The organism is Pantoea rwandensis (assembly GCF_000759475.1).
Lineage (GTDB): Bacteria > Pseudomonadota > Gammaproteobacteria > Enterobacterales > Enterobacteriaceae > Pantoea > Pantoea rwandensis_B.
Genome location: NZ_CP009454.1, coordinates 3,729,275 through 3,747,043 on the forward strand (window position 1 = coordinate 3,729,275; position 17,769 = coordinate 3,747,043).

Annotated in this window: 18 protein-coding genes; 5 read left to right on the plus strand and 13 right to left on the minus strand. The window is 54.8% G+C overall.

What is annotated here, in order from left to right:
* Positions 1-54: 54 nt before the first annotated feature.
* The 6 genes from pgpA to nrdR all read right to left on the minus strand — a co-directional run bounded on the left by pgpA (position 55) and on the right by nrdR (position 4,117).
* Positions 55-543, minus strand: coding sequence for a phosphatidylglycerophosphatase A (pgpA, locus tag LH22_RS17165; RefSeq protein WP_038648594.1), 489 nt, complete (start codon positions 541-543; stop codon positions 55-57).
* The gene (gene thiL / locus LH22_RS17170; RefSeq protein WP_034831036.1) at positions 533-1,510 is read right to left on the minus strand and encodes a thiamine-phosphate kinase; all 978 of its coding nucleotides are present in this window, start codon (positions 1,508-1,510) and stop codon (positions 533-535) included. The genes pgpA and thiL overlap by 11 nt, the downstream gene beginning before the upstream one ends.
* Before the next feature lie 47 nt (positions 1,511-1,557).
* Positions 1,558-1,977, minus strand: coding sequence for a transcription antitermination factor NusB (nusB, locus tag LH22_RS17175; protein WP_038648596.1), 420 nt, complete (start codon positions 1,975-1,977; stop codon positions 1,558-1,560).
* 19 nt (positions 1,978-1,996) lie between these two features.
* A complete protein-coding gene (ribH, locus tag LH22_RS17180) occupies positions 1,997-2,467 on the minus strand; it encodes a 6,7-dimethyl-8-ribityllumazine synthase (RefSeq protein WP_038648599.1) in 471 nt (156 codons plus the stop codon).
* A 93-nt stretch (positions 2,468-2,560) separates the two neighbouring features.
* Positions 2,561-3,664, minus strand: coding sequence for a bifunctional diaminohydroxyphosphoribosylaminopyrimidine deaminase/5-amino-6-(5-phosphoribosylamino)uracil reductase RibD (gene ribD / locus LH22_RS17185; protein ID WP_038648601.1), 1,104 nt, complete (start codon positions 3,662-3,664; stop codon positions 2,561-2,563).
* Positions 3,665-3,667: 3 nt separating this feature from the next.
* Positions 3,668-4,117 (minus strand): transcriptional regulator NrdR, encoded by a 450-nt coding sequence (gene nrdR, locus LH22_RS17190; RefSeq protein ID WP_034831027.1) that lies wholly within the window; start codon positions 4,115-4,117, stop codon positions 3,668-3,670.
* A gap of 172 nt (positions 4,118-4,289) precedes the next feature.
* Between nrdR and lysM the strand changes: the two genes are divergently transcribed.
* Positions 4,290-4,727: a peptidoglycan-binding protein LysM gene (gene lysM / locus LH22_RS17195; protein ID WP_038648604.1), complete on the plus strand. Its 438-nt coding sequence runs from the start codon at positions 4,290-4,292 to the stop codon at positions 4,725-4,727.
* Positions 4,728-4,742: 15 nt separating this feature from the next.
* Positions 4,743-5,306, plus strand: a complete 564-nt coding sequence (locus tag LH22_RS17200) for a DUF3251 domain-containing protein (protein ID WP_038648605.1) — start codon at positions 4,743-4,745, stop codon at positions 5,304-5,306.
* 59 nt (positions 5,307-5,365) lie between these two features.
* On the opposite strand, the gene secF is transcribed toward LH22_RS17200, so the two are convergent.
* From secF to queA, 5 genes are read right to left on the minus strand one after another with little or no spacing between them, the layout of a single operon-like run.
* Positions 5,366-6,334, minus strand: a complete 969-nt coding sequence (gene secF / locus LH22_RS17205) for a protein translocase subunit SecF (RefSeq protein WP_038648607.1) — start codon at positions 6,332-6,334, stop codon at positions 5,366-5,368.
* 10 nt (positions 6,335-6,344) lie between these two features.
* Positions 6,345-8,192 carry a protein translocase subunit SecD gene (secD, locus tag LH22_RS17210; protein WP_071845629.1) on the minus strand — a complete coding sequence of 616 codons (1,848 nt, stop codon included), beginning with the start codon at positions 8,190-8,192 and terminating at the stop codon, positions 6,345-6,347.
* A gap of 25 nt (positions 8,193-8,217) precedes the next feature.
* Positions 8,218-8,550: a preprotein translocase subunit YajC gene (gene yajC / locus LH22_RS17215; protein ID WP_034831018.1), complete on the minus strand. Its 333-nt coding sequence runs from the start codon at positions 8,548-8,550 to the stop codon at positions 8,218-8,220.
* Positions 8,551-8,575: 25 nt separating this feature from the next.
* On the minus strand, positions 8,576-9,700 hold the full coding sequence (tgt, locus tag LH22_RS17220) for a tRNA guanosine(34) transglycosylase Tgt (protein WP_038648613.1): 1,125 nt from the start codon (positions 9,698-9,700) through the stop codon (positions 8,576-8,578).
* A gap of 38 nt (positions 9,701-9,738) precedes the next feature.
* A complete protein-coding gene (queA, locus tag LH22_RS17225) occupies positions 9,739-10,809 on the minus strand; it encodes a tRNA preQ1(34) S-adenosylmethionine ribosyltransferase-isomerase QueA (protein ID WP_038648615.1) in 1,071 nt (356 codons plus the stop codon).
* 230 nt (positions 10,810-11,039) lie between these two features.
* On the opposite strand from queA, the gene LH22_RS17230 reads away from it, so the two are divergent.
* The 3 genes from LH22_RS17230 to LH22_RS17240 all read left to right on the plus strand — a co-directional run bounded on the left by LH22_RS17230 (position 11,040) and on the right by LH22_RS17240 (position 14,830).
* A complete protein-coding gene (locus LH22_RS17230) occupies positions 11,040-11,621 on the plus strand; it encodes an ACP phosphodiesterase (RefSeq protein ID WP_038648617.1) in 582 nt (193 codons plus the stop codon).
* Between the two features lie 164 nt (positions 11,622-11,785).
* Positions 11,786-12,595: an inositol monophosphatase family protein gene (locus LH22_RS17235; RefSeq protein WP_038648619.1), complete on the plus strand. Its 810-nt coding sequence runs from the start codon at positions 11,786-11,788 to the stop codon at positions 12,593-12,595.
* A gap of 282 nt (positions 12,596-12,877) precedes the next feature.
* Complete coding sequence (locus tag LH22_RS17240; RefSeq protein ID WP_038648621.1) at positions 12,878-14,830, plus strand: acyltransferase family protein; 1,953 nt, start codon at positions 12,878-12,880, stop codon at positions 14,828-14,830.
* A gap of 136 nt (positions 14,831-14,966) precedes the next feature.
* Here LH22_RS17240 and proY read toward each other — a convergent pair whose 3' ends face one another.
* Both proY and brnQ read right to left on the minus strand, forming a co-directional pair.
* Complete coding sequence (proY, locus tag LH22_RS17245) at positions 14,967-16,322, minus strand: proline-specific permease ProY (protein WP_038648624.1); 1,356 nt, start codon at positions 16,320-16,322, stop codon at positions 14,967-14,969.
* 67 nt (positions 16,323-16,389) lie between these two features.
* Entirely contained in the window at positions 16,390-17,709 is a 1,320-nt protein-coding gene (gene brnQ / locus LH22_RS17250; protein ID WP_038648626.1) for a branched-chain amino acid transporter carrier protein BrnQ, read from the minus strand.
* Positions 17,710-17,769: the final 60 nt, after the last annotated feature.

A 17,769-nucleotide genomic window follows, 5' to 3' on the forward strand; every position in this document is an offset into this window, starting at 1 on the left:
TGAGTGCGCACATTGGGTAATCCGTAGAGAGCGCATTGATGCGCACCTGCCGAATTACAGCACCAGCCCCAATCCATACAAAATCACGGCGGAAATCACGCCCGCGATAATGTCATCGACCATAATACCCATGCCGCCATGCACGTTCTGATCGAACCAGCGAATCGGCCAGGGTTTCCACATATCAAAGATGCGGAAGATGACAAACCCGGCCAGCACCCATTGCCAGCTCATCGCCGGAATCGCCATCAGCGTAATCCACATGCCGATAAACTCATCCCAAACAATGCTGCCATGATCGTGCACGCCCATGTCTTTGGCGGTGCGATGGCAGAGATAAACGCCCACGCTAATGCCAATCAGCACCAGCAAAGAGTAAATCTGCAACGGCAGAAAGGTCATCAACCACCAAAAGGGAATCGCGGCAATCGAACCGGCGGTGCCTGGCATGATCGGGCTCAGGCCACTGCCAAAACCGGTTGCCAACAGATGCCAGGGATTGCTCAGGCGCAGGCGGCTTTTCGCTACATCTTTACTTCGCATTAAAGTGATCAAATCCTTTGTGATTAAAACGACGTGGCTTGCCATTTTCCAGCAGCGTCAACCCGTCAGCTTCAGGCGCAATCTGCCCGATGCAGGTATAAGGCACACCAAGATGACCCAGCGCCACGTCCAGCGCACCACGATTGACTTCCGGCACGGTAAAGCACAGCTCATAATCTTCGCCGCCGCTTAATGCCCAGGTCAGCACCTGTTCCGGCTCAAAATGATCGCGCAAGGCTGCGGACAGCGGTAACGCTTCCAGATTGAGACGCGCACCAACGCGGCTCGCCGTGAGAATATGGCCAAGATCGGCAATCAAACCATCGGAGATATCGATCGCCGATGTCGCCAGATTGCGCAGCGCCTGGCCCTGCAACACACGTGGCATCGGGCGCAGATGGCGCTTGATTAACACTTCATGGACAGCCGGATCGTTCAGACGATGACGATGTTGTAGCAGCGACAGGCCAGCCGCGCTGTCACCCAGCGTACCGGTGACAAAGATCCAGTCACCGGGTTTGGCCCCCGAACGCTTCAATGCGCGTCCAGTCGGCACCAGACCGTGAATACCCAGCGTCAGGCTCAGTGGTCCGCGCGTGGTATCACCACCAATCAGCTGCATATCGTAATAATCCAGCAGCTCAAATAAGCTATCGCTGAATGCGGCCAGCCAGCTTTCATTCACTTCAGGCAAGGTAATCGCCAGCGTCAACCACGCCGGATCGGCACCCATTGCCGCCAAATCACTGAGATTCACGGCCAGCGCTTTGTAACCCAGATCGGCAGGATGGATATCACGCAGGAAGTGCACGCCCGCCACCAACGTATCGGTGCTAATGGCCAGCGTCTGTTTTTCGGGCACGTTCAGTAACGCACAGTCGTCACCAATTCCCTTCTCCACATCGCGGCGGGAGCTGGTAACGCGGTTAAAATAACGTGCGATCAGTTCGAATTCACCACAGGACATAAGTCAGGTCTCAATGAGAAAAAGGCCGGTAAACCGGCCTTTCGCATTTATTTTTTGTTGGGTCGAATTTGTGGGGCTGCTTTATCCAGCACGCCGTTGACAAACTTGTGGCTGTCTTCGGCGCCAAACACTTTGGCCAGTTCGATGCCTTCGTTGATGGCCACTTTATAAGGCACATCAGAACGTTTGCTCAGCTCATACAGCGAAAGACGCAGAATGGCTTTCTCAACCTGTCCCAGCTCTTCCAGCTGACGTGACAGGTAAGGCTTCATCAGACCGTCCAGGTACGCGCTGTTAGTCGCCACACCGGCCAGCAATTCGCGGAAATAGCTAATATCGACGTCTTTGACGTCTTGTTCCGCCAGAAACTGGTATTCCACATCGGCAATGTCGTTGTTCGACAGCTGCCAGGAGTAAAGCGCCTGGACAGCGCACTCACGGGCGCGACGACGAGCAGCAGGTTTCACAAAATTCCCCTTCCAAAAATCAGGCTTTGATGGCTTTCAATACGTTAATCATTTCGAGTGCAGTCAGGGCCGCTTCGGCGCCTTTATTACCTGCTTTGGTGCCGGCGCGTTCAATCGCCTGCTCGATGTTTTCGGTTGTTAACACGCCGAAAGTCACCGGAATTTCGCTGGTCATCGCCACGTTGGCAATGCCAGAGCTGGCTTCACCTGCCACATATTCGAAGTGGGCGGTGCCGCCACGGATCACGGTTCCCAGTGCCACGATTGCGTCGTGCTTACCGGCTTTTGCCAGTGCGCGCGCTGCCAGAGGCAGTTCGTAAGCGCCTGGAACCCAGACCACAGTGATGTTTTCTGCTTTAACCTGGCCAATACGCTTCAGCGCATCGACCGCGCCATCCAGCAGGCTGTCATTAATGAAGTTGTTAAAACGCGCAATGACGATGGCAATGTTAGCATCAGGCGCGGCAACAGGAGCTTCGATAACTTTCATACATATCCTTTGGGTGTTTGATTTATGGCCCCGCAGAAGGGGGCGGATTCTATCATACTCTTCGACAACGCGCTCAGGCTTTTCAGTCGGTGCTTAAGCGGGCGTCAGGGTCAGTCGCAGGTCTGCGCCAACCTTGCGTACGTCACTAAACTTCAGCGCTGGCGCATCGGACAATTGTTCCAGTCCAGGCAGTTCACACAGGCCGCGCGCCGCATTGCCCAGCAGCTTTGGCGCCACATAGACAATCAGCTCATCGACCAGTCCAGCCTGTAACAGCGCTCCCGCCAGACTGGCGCCGGCTTCGACCCACACCGTGTTAATCTGACGCTGGCCGAGTAACATCATCATCGCCACCAGATCCAGTTGTTCTCCGCGCAGCGGCACCGCAATTTGGCTGACGCTGTCTGACCAGGCTTGCTGATCGGCTTCAGTACGCATCAGCCAGGTTTCGCCAGGTTGTGCGATCAGACGGTGTTGCGGCGTGACGCGCTGCTGACTGTCGATCACTACCCGCACCGGTTGGCGCAGCGTGGCTTCATCGAGTTGCTGACGCACATCCGCGTTAAGCTCATTCCAGCGTACGGTCAGTGAGGGATCATCCGCCAGCACAGTGGCACTGGAGGTAAGAATAGCCGAACTCTGGGCACGTAATTGTTGCACATCGCGCCTTGCCGCCGCCGAGGTTATCCACTGACTTTCGCCACTGGCCATCGCGGTGCGCCCATCAAGGGATGCGCCGAGTTTGAGCTGAATCCACGGGAAGCCGGTACGCATACGTTTCAGAAAACCACGATTCAATGCTTCCGCTTCGCTCATCATTAAACCGTGGCTGACTTCAATGCCGGCCTGCTGTAAACGATACAACCCTCGCCCCGCCACTTGCGGGTTTGGGTCCTGCATTGCCGCCACCACGCGGCTAACACCCGCGGCAATCAACGCGTCGCAGCATGGCGGTGTCCGGCCATGATGGCTGCAGGGTTCCAGCGTGACGAATGCCGTCGCGCCTTTGGCTTTTGCTCCGGCCATGCGCAGCGCGTGCACTTCAGCATGCGGCTCACCGGCGCGGTGATGCCAGCCTTCGCCGACAATCTCGCCGTCGCGCACAATCACGCAGCCAACGTTAGGATTTGGTGTGGTGGTAAAACGTCCGCGACGCGCCAGTTCCAGCGCGCGCGCCATGTAGCGTTCGTCAGTCATGGCTTAGTCCTGTAAGCGGGCGATCTCTTCGCCAAAATCACGGATATCTTCGAAGCTGCGATACACCGAAGCAAAGCGGATGTAGGCAACTTTATCGAGCTTCTTCAACTCTTCCATCACCAGATTGCCGACCAGCTTGCTGGGGATTTCGCGCTCACCCGTAGCACGTAGCTGGGTTTTAATGTGGTTCACCGCGTTATCAACGGCGTCCGCGCTCACAGGACGTTTCTCCAGCGCCTTCATCATGCCGCTGGCAAGCTTATCTTCGTTAAAGGGTTCACGCACATCGTTGCTTTTCACCACGCGCGGCATGACTAATTCAGCCACTTCAAAGGTGGTAAAACGCTCATGACACACCAGACACTGGCGGCGGCGACGCACCGAAGAACCTTCACTGACCAGACGTGAGTCGATGACTTTGGTGTCCACAGCGGAGCAGAAGGGGCAATGCATGACGTTTCCTGTCGCGAGATAAATAGGCCACACAGTGTAGCGCGATCTCGGGAGCAACTGAATACACGAGACCGAATCACCGCCCGGCTCACAGACGCAGTACGCGCTCCGCTGTAAACCTTAAAAGCCACTAAGCTTAAACAGCCAATCCGGCATATTTGCAGGAGGTCACATGGGTCTGTTCAATTTCGTGAAAGAAGCAGGTGAAAAGTTATGGGATGCCGTCACCGGCGCTGACGATCCCAGCAAAAAATTACAGGATCACATTAACCAACTCGGCTTACCTGATAGCGACAAAGTTAAAGTCGATGTGCAAGGCGATACCGTTACTGTGAGCGGTGATGGCATCTCGCAGGAGTTGAAAGAGAAAATCCTGGTTGCCGCCGGTAACGTGGCAGGGATTACCAAGGTTGATGACAAGGTCACCGTATCCGACAGTGCGCCAGAAGCGGATTTCTATACGGTGAAAAAAGGCGACACCCTAAGCGCGATTTCCAAACAGGTTTACGGGAATCCTAATGAATACAACAAGATTTTCGCAGCAAACAAGCCAATGCTGACGCATCCTGATAAGATCTACCCAGGCCAGGTATTACGTATTCCGAAATAACAGAAAGGACAATGCATGACGATCAGGACGTTTTGGGCGCCCGCCGCACTTTCGCTGCTGGTGCTCAGTGGTTGTAGTTCAACGCCGACTTCACCGCAGGTCAAAGAGTTACATCAGGAAGTCAGCCAGCTTAACCAGCAGATGCGCAAACTCACCAATCAGGCAACGGCGCTGGAGATTCAGGGGCAACTTAATGGGCAGTCAACCCAGGGGGCATGGTTGCTACCGCAAGCCAACACTCCCGTCGAGTTACAGACGCAAGTGGGCAAATTGCGCCTGTCACTGTCTCGCGTCGAGGGGGAAGCCAGTGGTAGTCGCGCCAACCTGAATATCCGTTCCACCGATGACCAGCCGATCCCCGCGCTGAGCGCCACCGTGGTGTGGGGTGAGCTGGATCCCGCCAGTGGCAAACCGCTGAATGCGGAGAGTCTGAGCCAGACCATTCAGGTTGAGGCGAGTCTGATGCCACGCAGTTCAGTGACGGTGCCGCTGCGCCTGAGCGGACTGACGCCGGAGCAACTCGGCTATGTGCGCGTGCATGATGTGCAGAGTGCAACTGCCACCAAAACGGCGCCCTGATCAGCAGGCATAAAAAAACGGGCTGCCCTCGGGCAGCCCGTTTCATTTCATCGGCAGAATTAAGGCAGGATCGAAGGCTGATCTGCGCCCTCTTTCTCGACTTTCTGCACCAGCATGTGTTCACGCTTCATACCCAGTTTCAGCGCCAGAGCAGAAGAAACATAGATAGATGAAACGGTACCGATGGTGACACCGATCAGCATGGTCAGCGAGAAGCCTTTCAGCAGCGCGCCACCAAAGATGAACAGAATCAAAATCATCGCCAACGTGGTCAGCGAGGTGATCAAGGTACGGCTCAACGTCTGGGTCAGCGACACGTTAGTAATATCGTAGGAAGAACCGCGACGAATTTTGCGGAAGTTCTCACGAATACGGTCGGAAACCACGATTTTATCGTTAAGCGAGTAACCAATCACCGACATCAGCGACGCAACAATGGTCAGGTCGATCTCGATGTGCGACAACGCCAGAATGCCACAGGTGATGATCACGTCGTGCGCCAGTGCCAGCACGGTGCCCAGCGCCAGGCGCCACTCAAAGCGGAAGCCGATATAGATCAGAATCGCAATCAGTGCCGACAGCAGCGCCATCGCACCGGCTTGCGCCAGATCGCTACCCACGCTTGGGCCGACGAACTCAATGCGCTTCACGGTCGCGTTTTGCTGTGTCGTCTCATTGATGGAGGTCACGACTTTGTTGCCCAGTTCCTGACCTGCTGCACCGGTGGCTGGTGGCATACGCACCATCACGTCACGGCTGCTGCCAAAGTTCTGCACCAACGGCTCCTGGAAGCCTGCTTTCACCAAACCTTCACGCAGGGCGTCCAGATCGGCCGGTTTTTCCAGGTTAATCTCAATCACCGTCCCGCCGGTAAAGTCGAGGCCCCAGTTGAAGCCACGCACGCCGATAATGGCGATAGACGCCACAATCAGTAAACCAGAGATGATGAAAGCCAGCGTATCCCAGCGCATAAAGTCAACGACCTTACGCCCGTGGTTTAGCTGCTCAATACTATATTCCTGTGCCACAACGCACTCCTCAGATGGACAGCTTGTTGATGCGTTTGCCGCCGTAAACCAGGTTAACGATGGCACGGGTGCCGACGATAGCGGTGAACATTGAGGTCGCGATACCGATAGCAGTGGTAATCGCAAAGCCTTTAATGGAGCCGGTACCGACCGCATAAAGAATGATAACTTTGATCAGCGTGGTGACGTTGGCATCGACGATACTGGAGAAGGCGCCTTTGTAGCCCTCATGAATCGCCTGCTGTACCGAGCGTCCGTTACGCAGTTCTTCTTTAATACGTTCGTTAATCAACACGTTGGCATCGACAGCAACCGCCAGCGTCAACACGATACCGGCAATGCCCGGCATGGTGAGGGTCGCCCCCGGCAGCAGTGACATGATGCCGACAATCAGCACCAGGTTGCACAGCAGCGCGCTGGTCGCAATCAAACCAAACTTCTTGTAGAACACCACCATAAAGATGATGGAGGCGATCAGACCCCACAAGCAGGCTTCGAGACCCTGAGTGATGTTCTGCTGCCCCATGGTTGGACCAATGGTACGCTCTTCCACAATCTGAATTGGCGCGATCAACGCACCGGCACGCAGCAGCAGCGACAGCTGACGGGCTTCGTTCGGGTTGTTGATACCGGTGATACGGAAGCTGTTACCGAGGCGCGACTGAATGTTCGCCACGTTAATCACTTGCTCCTGTTTCACCAGGATAGCACGACCGTTCGCGTCTTTCTTACCGCTGTCCTTGTACTCCACAAACAGGGTCGCCATCGCTTTACCGATGTTGTCCTTAGTGAAGTTCGACATCATGTTACCGCCCGCGCCATCCAGTGAAATATTCACCTGCGGCTGGTTGTACTCGTCCATGCTGGACGTCGAATCGGTAATATGGTCACCGGTCAGAATCACACGCTTGTACAGCACCACTGGCTGGCCTTCACGCGTCTCTTTCACTTCCGAATCACCCGGCACACGGCCACTCGCCGCGGCAGTTGGATCAACGGTGGTGTTCACCAGACGGAATTCCAGGGTCGCAGTAGCACCCAGAATCTCTTTGGCACGCGCCGTGTCCTGAATACCCGGCAGCTCCACCACGATGCGGTCAGAACCCTGACGCTGCACCAGTGGCTCGGCAACGCCAAGCTGGTTCACACGGTTACGCAGGATATTGATGTTCTGCTGTACCGCATACTCACGGGCTTCACTCAGACGCGCATCGGTCATCACCGCACGCAGCGTATCGCTGCCGACGCTGGAGATCACCAGATCGCGATGACGCGGTGACAGGTAGCTGATCGCAGCATCACGGCTGGCGCCGTCGCGGAAACGCACTTCTACACCGTAGTTAGCGATTTTATTGACGTTGGTATACGGGATGCTTTTGTCGCGCAGGTCACTGCGCAGGCCATCGGCATTCTGCTCTTGCAGCTTGCCCAGAGCGGTATCCATATCCACTTCCATCAGGAAGTGTACGCCGCCACGCAGATCAAGACCGAGTTTCATCGGCTGTGCAGCCAGCATGGTCAGCCAGCGCGGGGTTGCCGGCGCGAGGTTGAGTGCCACAACATAGTTGTCGCCCAACGCGGTAGTGATGGCATCACGTGCGCGCAGCTGCGCATCCTGATTGTCAAAACGGGCCAGAATGGCGCCATTTTCCAGAGCGAGGGATTTGCTCTGGATATTATCTTGTTTTAATAAAGTCTGGACCTGATCCAACGTCTGTTCACTGGCGGCGCCACCGCGCGCACCAGTGATCTGAACGGCCGGATCCTCTCCATAAAGGTTAGGAAGCGCATAGAGCAGGCCGACGAGAATCACGACGACCAGCATGATGTACTTCCACAAAGGATAACGGTTTAACACGGCAGTTCCCTTCGGGAAGAAAAAATTACAGCGCCTTCATAGTACCTTTCGGCAGAACGGCGGCCACGAAATCACGTTTTACAACTACTTCAGTGGTGTCGTTCAGGGCGATAGAAACGTAGCCGTTGTCAGCCACTTTGGTCACACGACCTACCAGGCCACCGCTGGTCAACACTTCATCACCTTTAGAGATGGAATCCATCAGCTTCTTGTGATCTTTAGAACGTTTCTGCTGCGGGCGCAGAATCATGAAATAGAAGATCAGACCAAACACCACCAGCATGATCACCAGAGAATAAGGACTTCCCTGAGACGGAGCGCCTGCTGCGGCAACGGCGTCAGAAATGAAAAAGCTCATTAAATTTCCCTCATTGATAGAATTATCAGACGTTTAACGGTGGAACCGCTTTACCCGTCCGTTGGTAGAACTCGCTAACAAAGTGCTCTAATTTACCCTCTTCGATGGCCTTACGTAAACCCGCCATCAGACGCTGGTAATAGCGCAGATTGTGAATCGTATTAAGACGTGCGCCCAGTATTTCGTTACAACGATCAAGATGATACAAGTAGGCGCGGCTATAATTGCGACAGGTGTAACAATCACACTCCGCATCCAGCGTTGCCGTGTCATCTTTATACCTGGCGTTACGGATTTTCACCACGCCATCGGTCACAAACAGGTGACCATTACGCGCATTACGCGTTGGCATGACGCAGTCAAACATATCGATACCGCGGCGAACGCCTTCCACCAGATCTTCTGGCTTGCCGACGCCCATCAAATAACGCGGTTTATCTTGCGGAATTTGCGGACAGACGTGTTCCAGGATTCGGTGCATGTCCTCTTTAGGCTCACCCACCGCCAGGCCGCCCACAGCGTACCCATCAAAGCCGATATCTACCAGACCTTTAACCGAGACATCTCGTAAATCTTCGTAAACACCGCCCTGAATAATGCCGAACAGCGCGTTTTTATTCCCGAGTGAATCGAAGCGATCGCGGCTACGCTGTGCCCAACGCAGTGACATCTCCATGGAACGCTTGGCGTAATCCCAGTCAGCTGGATACGGCGTACATTCGTCGAAAATCATCACCACGTCTGAACCGAGATCGTACTGAATTTCCATCGATTTTTCCGGATCGAGGAAAATCGGGTCGCCGTTGATCGGGTTACGGAAATGCACGCCCGCTTCGGTGATCTTACGAATGTCACCGAGGCTGAACACCTGGAAGCCACCGGAGTCAGTGAGGATCGGTCCCTGCCAGTTCATGAAATCGTGCAGGTCACCGTGCAGTTTCATGATCTCCTGGCCCGGACGCAGCCACAGGTGGAAGGTGTTACCGAGCAGGATCTGCGCACCGGTGTCTTTCACTTCTTCCGGCGTCATGCCCTTCACGGTGCCGTAGGTGCCCACAGGCATAAATGCTGGAGTTTCCACGACACCGCGATCGAACACCAAACGGCCACGGCGTGCGCGTCCGTCGGTGGTATCTAATTCAAATTTCACATTAACCTCATTAGATAATCAGAGAAACAGTCTGATTATTAAGCTCCAACCACTTCGTCAGGAGCCTGTGGATTACGGGTGATGTACATGGCATCCCCGTAGCTAAAGAAACGGTACTGCTCTGCCACCGCGCTTTGATAAGCCGCCATGGTATTTTTGTAACCGGCAAATGCCGACACCAGCATAATCAGCGTCGATTCCGGCAGATGGAAGTTGGTGATCAGCGCATCAATCACCTGATAGTGATAGCCCGGATAAATGAAGATCTGCGTGTCGTCGAAGAAGGGTGCAATCAGCGCATCCTGAGCCGCCTGCGCCGCGCTCTCCAGAGAACGCACGGAGGTGGTGCCAACCGCGACCACTTTGTTGCCGCGCGCTTTACACGCCAGCACGGCATCCACCACATCCTGCGGCACTTCGGCATACTCAGAGTGCATGATGTGGTCGTTGATGTTCTCGACACGCACCGGCTGGAAGGTACCTGCGCCAACGTGCAGCGTGACAAACGCCATTTCGATGCCTTTGGCGCGCAGCGCGTCCAGCAGCGGTTCATCAAAATGCAAACCGGCAGTCGGTGCGGCTACCGCACCCGGACGCGCGCTGTAAACGGTTTGATAAAGTTCACGGTCTGCTTCTTCATCCGGACGATCAATATACGGCGGCAGCGGCATATGGCCGACGCTGTTCAGGATATCCAGCACTGCGCGGTCATCCGCAAATTCGATCTCAAACAGCGTATCGTGACGCGCGACCATGGTGGCTTTGACGCTTTCGTCATCGCCCAGCAGCAGCTCTGCACCTGGCTTCGGCGCTTTCGAGGCACGCACATGCGCTAGCACGCGTTTGTCATCCAGCAAGCGCTCCACCAGCATCTCGATTTTGCCGCCACTGGCTTTGCGGCCGTAGACGCGCGCCGGGATCACGCGGGTATTGTTAAACACCAGCAGATCGCCCGGATTGAGTTTATCCAGTACGTCGGTAAACACTTCATGGCTTAACGCCCCACTTGGGCCATCCAGCGCCAGCAAGCGGCAACCGCTGCGCTGCGCCTGCGGATAGTGGGCGATCAAAGATTCTGGCAACTCAAAAGCAAAATCGGCTACACGCATGCATCACTTCTTTCAGGACTCAAAAAACAGGCGGCATAGTTTAGCGGAAAAGCGGGAAATTCTGAACAACTGGCTGCATCTCTGTGCTGCTGCCTTTACACAACATCCTTCGAGGTACAGAAAGGTGGCAAATGGGAGCAGCACGATGTGCTCACTTTAGTCAGTGATGCAGGTGAGCGAGAGCAGCCAACGCACCTGTAACTTGAAGTATGACGTGTATATAATGCGCCATGAACTTTCTCGCTCACCTCCACCTCGCACAGCTGGCAAACAGCTCCCTGCTGGGCAATCTGATGGCCGACTTCGTGCGCGGCAATGTGCAGTCACAATGGCCGGCACCGGTTGTGGCGGGTATCGCCATGCATCGCCGCGTCGATGTTTTGACCGACAGCCTGCCGGAAGTGCGTGAAGCACGGCAATTTTTCCGGGCCGAAACGCGCCGCGTTGCACCGATTACCCTGGACGTCATCTGGGATCACTTCCTGGCCCTGCACTGGGATAGATTGCATCCCACGCAATCGCTAGTGGACTTCACCGCATCAGCTGAGCGTGAAATTATGCCGCAGTTGCCGGGCACGCCAGAGGGGTTTATCGAGCTGAATGCGGTGATGTGGCGCGAGCGCTGGTTTGAGCACTATGCTGAACCCGCGCGATTGGCTCGCGTGCTTAATGGTATGGCACATCGCCGCCCGCGTCTGGCCGCACTGCGCGACTCCTATCAGGATTTTGTCGATCATTATCAGCAACTTGAACCGCTGTTCTTCCAGTTCTATCCGCGCCTGATGGACGCTGCGCGCCACCAGCAGCTCTAAACCCGCTTTTTTTCACAATCCCTGCATTTCCGCCTCTTGCCAGCCGCAGCCATCTGCGGCTTAATGAAACCTTTCTTAACTTTTGTTAAGTAGGTCACACCGCCAGATCGCCTTTTTCGGCGTTTTTTGTCACTTCGTTTGCCAGAAAATGATAAGAGGGAAAGATGTCATCAGCTACGCTAACCGAACTTGACGCGCGTTATCACTTTGCATGTGATGTCGCTAAAACTGCTGCCAGCCGCGCTTTATCCTGGTATCAGCAGCGTCATCAACTGGTGATTGAGCATAAAAAGGATTTACAGGATGTGGTCAGCGAAGCGGACCGCAACGTGGAACAACTGGTCAAGCATCTGATTCGCGAGCGCTTTCCCGATGATGCCGTATTGGGTGAAGAGAGCGGCGGCGATACCGCAGGCGCGCGCTTTATCTGGGTGATCGATCCCATTGATGGTACCAGTAACTTCCTGAATGGATTACATAACTGGTGCGTGTCACTGGCGATAGTTTGTGAAAATGAGCCGGTAATTGGCGTGGTCTGCGATCCCAACCATCATGAAACCTTCCATGCCTGCCGGGGTAAAGGCGCATGGGTTAACGAAAAACGTATCCAGGCACACAGCGCACAGCAGCTTAATCAGGGCGTGCTCGGCATTAGCAGTTCCAACAGCCAACCGGTGGAACCGTTGACGACCTTTATTGGTGGATTACTGTCACAGGGCGGCATGTTTATCCGTAATGGTTCCGGCGCATTGATGAGTGCCTGGGCCGCCGCCGGTCGTTTAATTGGTTATTACGAAGCTCACATGAATCCGTGGGACGGGTTACCCGGTATTGTGTTGATGCGTGAGGCCGGAGGCATGACCAATGATTATCTTGGTCACAATGGTCTGCAGCAGGGCAATCCTGTGCTGCTCGCCAATACGGTTCTCTACCCCCAGCTCAAAGCGCTGTTACCCGCGCATATTAGCCTGTAGCTGATTTACCACATCATAAAAGATAAGCCTGAAGGATAATCCAGGCTTATCTTTTCGCTGTTTATGCTTCAGCCCGGCAAATATAAATCACACCCTATAGTGCGATTATTCTAATTTTCTTGCGCCCTGATATTTAGCGGCTAAAAGCGCGTATTCTGTCAGCGTCAATCATCCCTTGTAATACACATTTTTCTCCTTTGTAATTTTTTTCGGCGACAGGATGCGCCGATTTATTTTTTCTGGAACGCATAACCATCCTTATCCTAACTTCTGGGTTAAATTATGACTGCGAATGCCTCTCACCGCTATCGGGCGGATATTGACGGCCTGCGCGCCGTCGCCATAATTCTGGTGGTGCTTTTTCATTCCGGCGTTACCTCGCTGCAGGGCGGTTTTATTGGTGTCGACCTTTTCTTTGTTATTTCCGGTTTTCTGATCGGCGGTATTATCAGCAAAGAAATATCCGAGGGTCGCTTCTCATTTTATCAATTCTATTTGCGCCGCATTCGACGTATCGCCCCCGCGTTATTTTTCATGATGACGATATTGCTACTACTGGGCTTTATCCTGCTATCACCACTGGAGTTTAGCCAGCTAGCCAAATACAGCCTGTCGGTATTTATCGCCGTACCTAATATGCTGTTACTCAAGAGCGGCGACTATTTCAGTACCGATTCCGATTTAAATCCCCTGCTCATGACCTGGTCATTGGGAATAGAAGAACAGTTCTATATTGTGCTGCCCTTCATTCTGCTTTTGGCCGTACGACTCAAACGTTCGATGCGCTCTGTGGTACTGATACTGAGCGTGATCTCTTTGGTGGCCTGTATCGGGATCACACCGTATGCCACCACCCACGCCTTTTATCTGTTGCCAACCCGCGCCTGGGAACTCGGTGCCGGTGTGCTGCTGGCGCTGTGGAAACCACAACCGCTCACTGGCCGAGCGGCCAGCCTGCTCAATTTACTGGGCTGGTTGATGATAATCTCCGCCAGCCTGTTGCTCAGTAGCCATAGCCAATTTCCGGGCTGGTTGGCGATCATTCCCGTGCTGGCGGGTTGCCTGATGATCGGTGCGCGCAGCGAGCTTAACCAGTTACTGTTAGAAAATCCGCTGATGCGCTTTATCGGCAAGATCTCTTATTCCTGGTACCTGTGGCACTGGCCGCTGCTGAGTCTGGCGCGCATCTGTAGCGATCATCCCCTTACCGTCTGGCAAGGTCTGATGATCAGCGGCACAGCGCTGGGTCTGGCCTGGTTTTCGTGGCGCTTTGTCGAGCAGCCCTTCCGCCAGACGCGCACGGGTACGCGTTGGGTGATCCCCGGCTACTGTGCCTCATCCCTGATTGCGGCGGGTGCGATGCTGCTGTTGTGGCAAACCGGGGGCATGAAATCGCGGGTTAGTGAACTCGTCGTCAATGCGGACAGCTGGAAAATTTCGGCGCAGCGTAATCCGTGCTTGCTTGATTACGGGGCAAACCTGCCCTCCGGGCATGAGGAGTGTCATCCAAACACCGATCGCCCCGGTATCGCCTTAATTGGCGACAGCCACGCTGCCGCACTGCGTGCTTCGGTGTCGGGCTATGCACAACGTCAGCATAAACCGCTATATCAACTTACCAAAGCTTCCTGTCCGTTTCTGATTGGTGCCACGCGCGTGGTGAGCCAAATGCCACATCATGCGCAGCAATGCATCACCTTTAATCAGGAAGTACTGAAGATGGTGCTGAGCGACAAGGTGGACGAAGTGGTGATCAGCGCCTATTGGGCATCGGGTATGAGCCTGTTACCCGGTGCTGGCTTCCGCGAAACCGGCCATCCCGAGAAGAGTAACCTGGAGGCGTTGCAAGCGGGTATGGATCGCGTGGTGGCACAGCTGACTCAGGCGGGAAAAAAGGTCACGGTCATTGAGGATGCCCCCTCAGTGGATGTCGACCCACTCCGCTACAGCAATAACCGTAACATCCCGATTCGTCGCGAACTGAGCGCCTGGCTGAGCAAGTGGGAAGCCCCGCCGCTGCTCTCCGAGCGCACCCGATTGTTCCAGTTCCCGGAAGAGGCCGTTGAGAAATTATTGCAGCGCTATAAGCAACAAGGCGTACGCGTGCTATCACTGCGAGAGAATCTGTGTAATGAACAGGGCTGTTTGATCACTAGCGGAGGATTGCCGCTCTATTATGACGACAATCACCTGAGTCCGGCGGGCGGCGAGATTGCGTTGGGGAGCAATTGGTAGTTGCGCTACGGTCTGAAACGTTGAGCACGTTTACCCTGCTTAAAAGCTCAGGGCGGGAATGTCTCCCGCCCTGAAGGATAACCCTCTCACCACGCTTAACGGGCAAGCACTCAGCCCGTTATGCGCATCGGGATAATCAGGCTTTACGTTTCTTCGCCAGCGGCCAGGCCAGCAACAGCAGCACAATCCACGCGAAGCCGACATACAGCGACACACGCGTGTCAGGGAAATAACCGATCAAGGCAATGATGAACACCAGGAAAGCCACGCCAACCCAGGCCGTTTTGCTGCCGCCTGGCAAGGCGAATTGCAGTTTACCTGCCTGCTCTTTGCCAATTTTGCGGCGAAACGCAATTTGCGACAGCAGAATCATGATCCAGACCCACACCGTGGCGAAGGTCGCCAATGACGCGATCACCAGGAACACTTTTTCCGGCATCAAGTAGTTGAGATACACCGCGATCAGCATCGCCACCATCATCACCAGCACGGTGACCCAAGGAATCCCGCGATCCGAGACCTTCTGGAACATCTTCGGCGCGTGGCCCTGCTGCGCCATGCCGTGCAGCATACGCCCGACGCCAAACACGTCGCTGTTGATCGCCGAGAGTGACGCCGTCAATACCACAAAGTTAAGAATCGATGCCGCAGCCGCAATGCCCAAATGCTGGAAGGTCAGCACAAAAGGACTGCCGGAGGTGCCGACCTGGTTCCACGGATAGATCGACATGATGACAAACAGCGTACCGACATAGAACACCAGAATGCGCAGCGGAACCGAGTTGATGGCGCGTGGGATCGACTTTTCTGGCTCTTCCGCTTCACCGGCGGTAATCCCGATAATCTCAATGCCGCCATAGGCAAACATCACCATTTGTAATGACAGCAGCATGCCCACAATGCCGTGAGCGAAGAAGCCACCGTTGGTCCACAGGTTATGGATACCCGTAGGCTGACCGCCGTTGCCGATGCCCCAGAAAATCATGCCAAAACCGGCGATGATCATGATAATGATGGTGGCAACTTTGAAGAAGGAGAACCAGAACTCCACTTCGCCAAACACCTTCACGCTCATCAGGTTAATCGCACCAATAATCAGCACCACCGACAGCACCCAAATCCAGTGCGGCACCTCCGGGAACCACACGCCCATGTAGATACCAAAAGCCGTCACGTCGGCAATCGCCACAATCAGGATTTCAAAACAGTAGGTCCAGCCAGTGATGTAACCCGCTAACGGCCCCAGATAGTCCTGCGCGTAGCGCGAAAACGAGCTGGCCTGCGGGTTATTCACTGACATCTCACCCAACGCACGCATGATGATGTACGCCACCGCACCGCCGATGATGTACGCCAGCAGCACGCTGGGTCCTGCCATTTTGATCGCATCCGCCGAGCCGTAAAACAGCCCGGTACCGATTGCCGATCCCAGCGCCATAAAACGGATGTGGCGCGTGCTCAGTCCGCGTTTGAGCTTGTTGGTTTCTTGCATAACACCAATACCTTGTAAATGAAAAAACCACGGGCAAGCCCGTGGTTGAAATTAACAGCAATGTTTCTTACTGGTGGACAGCGACGTGTTCGCGTCCTTTTGCCCGATCCACCACCGCGGCAATCACCAGCATCACCAATGATGGCGGCAACCAGGAAAGTCCCTGATCGGCCAGCGGCAGATGCTGGCTGAACAGCGGCAGTACATCTTTAAAATTGGTGGTTTTGATGGCATCAACGATGCCAAACAGCAGGCTCACCAGCATGGTAGGCGCGATGATACGCGAGCTCTTATTCCACCATTTCAGGGTGAAGCTCAGCACCACCAGCACGATGCACGGTGGATAAATCGCCGTCAGCACCGGAATGGAGATCTGAATCAAGTGGCTCAGGCCGAGATTCGACACCACCATCGAGAACAGACCCAGAATAAACACCAGCGTCTTATACGACAACGGCAGGTATTGCGCAAAGAATTCTGCACAGGCGCAGGTCAGGCCCACCGCCGTGACCATGCAAGCCACGAAGATCAGTGCCGCCAGGAAGAAGCTACCCATACCGCCAAAGGTCTGCTGCACATACGCATGCAGAATCGCCGCACCGTTGGCATTCTGATCAACCAGACCGGCGCTGCCAGAACCGAGTTTGAACAGGCTCAGGTACACCAGCGTCAATCCAACACCGGCAATCACGCCCGCCAGCATGGTGTAACGGGTTAACAGTTTCGCATCTTCAACGCCGCGAGAACGTGCAGCATTGACAATAACAATACCGAACACCAGCGCACCCAGCGTATCCATCGTCAGGTAGCCATTGACGAAGCCACTGGAGAACGCCGCACGCTGGTAATCGGCCGTTGCAGGCGCGATACCACCAGCCGGCCACAGCAGTGCTGCCAGACCGAGAATGGTCAGCGCCACGATTTTCAACGGAGCGAGGAAGTGGCCGACGGTATCCAGCAATTTACCTGGATACAGGGAAATGCCGATCACCAGCGCAAAATAAATCAGGCTGTAAATGAACAGCGGCAGCGCACCATCACCGGTCAGCGGAGCAATCCCCACTTCAAACGAGACGGTAGCCGTGCGCGGCGTCGCAAACAGCGGACCGACCGCCAGGTAGCAAACCGTTGCCAGCAACAGACCTGCGGCTTTGCCAATCGGTGAGCTGAGAGCATCAATGCCGCCGCCCACGCGTGCCAGGGCGATAACGGTCATCACCGGCAAGCCAACAGCCGTAATCAGAAAGCCGAAAGCGGCAATCCAGACGTGTTCGCCAGACTGAATCCCCACCATCGGTGGAAAGATAATGTTTCCTGCGCCAACGAACAGGGCAAACGTCATGAAGCCCAGCGCCAGGATATCCTTGGAGGTTAAACGATGTGTCATAAACTTCTGTACTGCCTGTAGCTGATGTTGCGGTGGAAGTTGAGTGCGTGTTGTCCTCTG

Coding starts and splice junctions, on each gene's coding strand:
- pgpA (WP_038648594.1), bottom strand. CDS start 543: ATGCGAAGTAAAGATGTAGCGAAAAGCCGCCTGCGCCTGAGCAATCCC.
- thiL (WP_034831036.1), bottom strand. CDS start 1,510: ATGTCCTGTGGTGAATTCGAACTGATCGCACGTTATTTTAACCGCGTT.
- ribH (WP_038648599.1), bottom strand. CDS start 2,467: ATGAAAGTTATCGAAGCTCCTGTTGCCGCGCCTGATGCTAACATTGCC.
- ribD (WP_038648601.1), bottom strand. CDS start 3,664: ATGACTGACGAACGCTACATGGCGCGCGCGCTGGAACTGGCGCGTCGC.
- nrdR (WP_034831027.1), bottom strand. CDS start 4,117: ATGCATTGCCCCTTCTGCTCCGCTGTGGACACCAAAGTCATCGACTCA.
- lysM (WP_038648604.1), top strand. CDS start 4,290: ATGGGTCTGTTCAATTTCGTGAAAGAAGCAGGTGAAAAGTTATGGGAT.
- LH22_RS17200 (WP_038648605.1), top strand. CDS start 4,743: ATGACGATCAGGACGTTTTGGGCGCCCGCCGCACTTTCGCTGCTGGTG.
- yajC (WP_034831018.1), bottom strand. CDS start 8,550: ATGAGCTTTTTCATTTCTGACGCCGTTGCCGCAGCAGGCGCTCCGTCT.
- queA (WP_038648615.1), bottom strand. CDS start 10,809: ATGCGTGTAGCCGATTTTGCTTTTGAGTTGCCAGAATCTTTGATCGCC.
- LH22_RS17230 (WP_038648617.1), top strand. CDS start 11,040: ATGAACTTTCTCGCTCACCTCCACCTCGCACAGCTGGCAAACAGCTCC.
- LH22_RS17235 (WP_038648619.1), top strand. CDS start 11,786: ATGTCATCAGCTACGCTAACCGAACTTGACGCGCGTTATCACTTTGCA.
- LH22_RS17240 (WP_038648621.1), top strand. CDS start 12,878: ATGACTGCGAATGCCTCTCACCGCTATCGGGCGGATATTGACGGCCTG.
- proY (WP_038648624.1), bottom strand. CDS start 16,322: ATGCAAGAAACCAACAAGCTCAAACGCGGACTGAGCACGCGCCACATC.
- brnQ (WP_038648626.1), bottom strand. CDS start 17,709: ATGACACATCGTTTAACCTCCAAGGATATCCTGGCGCTGGGCTTCATG.